The 1,871-nt window shown below is 42.2% G+C and carries 2 pseudogenes; both read left to right on the top strand.

What is annotated here, in order from left to right:
• Nucleotides 1-699: 699 nt before the first annotated feature.
• Nucleotides 700-1,440: pseudogene (locus BMZ71_RS14515) on the top strand (DUF1186 domain-containing protein); the annotation flags it as partial.
• 105 nt (nt 1,441-1,545) lie between these two features.
• A pseudogene (locus BMZ71_RS15575) lies at nt 1,546-1,617 on the top strand (SEC-C metal-binding domain-containing protein); the annotation flags it as partial.
• Between the last annotated feature and the right edge of the window lie 254 nt (nt 1,618-1,871).

The following is a 1,871-nucleotide window of genomic DNA, read 5'->3' on the forward strand; positions in this document are numbered from 1 at the left end:
TCAGTTCCCGAGCGGTTTATCGGCATAATAGTATAGCTAGAATTATTGATATATCAAGCCTTTAGGGTCTTTTTCGGTGTGCGAAAGTTGAGTTACTAAAGAGCGGGAAGGGTCTATTTCTGCTGCAGTCACTATAGACAAAGGAAATATAGTGTTTGAGGCAAGCAACGAAAGAGAGAGTGCCCCTAATAATATCTTTTTCTTGAACATAATCTAAAATCGCATCCGTAAGTTTAATGTAGAAAAATTGTTTTATACCAATTAATCAAAGATATTTTTGGTATTTTGAGATATTTGACATAAAGGTATTAAACATAATGTTTTCGTAATCGATTACAATGTAATTATATCAATATAAATTAAAAATACATCAAAATATGCCAATATGAATATTTGTATTGATGAACCCTAGAATTCCGGGGGAAACGAGGATTTCACAAAACTCACCAATATCGAGGGTTTGAGGATGTTAGATTATAATCTGCCTTGTTATATATGCGGGTAACTTCTGATATTATTCCGGTCTTTTCGTTGGCTAGGGCCAGATGACGAGTATATCGCGGAAAATCAAGGCGAGTTATCGGAAGTTATCGGAAGTTCTCGAAGGGATCAGGGGGCCCCGCAAAGCAGGGGTATGGTAAACTGGAGGTACATAAAAGAGCAGTGCCAAAAACCTATATCCTTGGTGAGGTGTTAATGATGGTGAGCAGAAAATCTTCAAAACATACAATCTCCGAAATAATCGATCGCATCCAATGTGATCCAAAAAGGATTTTCCCAGAGAAAGAATTGGAAAAAATAATCGCCAACCAGGAAGAAGCGATTCCGTTGCTGCTGGCTGTTCTTGAAGAGGTACGTGAGGACAAAGCAAAATACATCACCAATTTTGACTATTTTGGCCATGTCTATGCTGCTTATCTATTGGCTCAGTTCAGAGTCAAGGAAGCCTATCCTATCGTTCTTGAGCTGTTCGGCCTGCCTGGTGACCTGCCGGAGCAGCTGTTTGGGGATATGATGGATTCTTCCGGAAGGATACTGGCTTCGATTTGCGGGGGAGACGTGGCACCCATCAAGCAAATGATCGGGAATGAGGAAATCGATGAATTTACCAGAGCCCAGGCGATAACCGCATTGGCTATTTTGACATTGGATGGTGAAATCGAACGGGAAGACCTTATGGCTTACTACAGAGAGATCTTCCGCACAATCGACAATATGACCCTCCTGACGCTGCTGATAGGTCTCTGTACCGATATCTATCCGGGAGAAGTGTATGATGAAATAAAGGAAGCATACGAAAATGATAAGGTAGATTATTTAATGATCGGTATGGAATCGGTGGATCGGGCTATGGTGGCAGGGAAATCATCCGTTCTGGCTAGTGCCAAGAGGAACAGCAGCTTGCAAAAAATCGATGATACTATCGGTGAACTGAAAAACTGGGCATACTTCAAAAATAATTCCCAGGACAAATATTTTGATCAGCTGATGAACAAAAATCCGGGCTTCATGTCCCAGCCGAAGGGTACGCCGACCGTAAACGAACCAAAAATCGGCCGCAATGACCCTTGCCCATGCGGGAGCGGCAAGAAATACAAGAAGTGCTGCGGGAAGTGAGGGGCAAAACGGCATAAGAATGCAGTTACCGAAGTGAGTTAGCCCGCCAAACCGTGTTTGGCGGGTTTTTTGGACGGGATTCATGCGGAAATAACCTTCCAAAGTCGCTTTGGAAGGTTATTTCGGTGGGTTTCGCTGTCTTTTTCCCCGCCAAACCGCTTTGAGGCTGCTGAAAAAGTCAGATAAATTTCTGGCTTTTTTTGTATTTTGGAGGAAAATAAAGATATGAAGGGGTGATAATTATGCTACGCAAT

The sequence above is a fragment of the Trichococcus flocculiformis genome (genome assembly GCF_900113645.1).
Taxonomy (GTDB): Bacteria; Bacillota; Bacilli; order Lactobacillales; family Aerococcaceae; genus Trichococcus; species Trichococcus flocculiformis.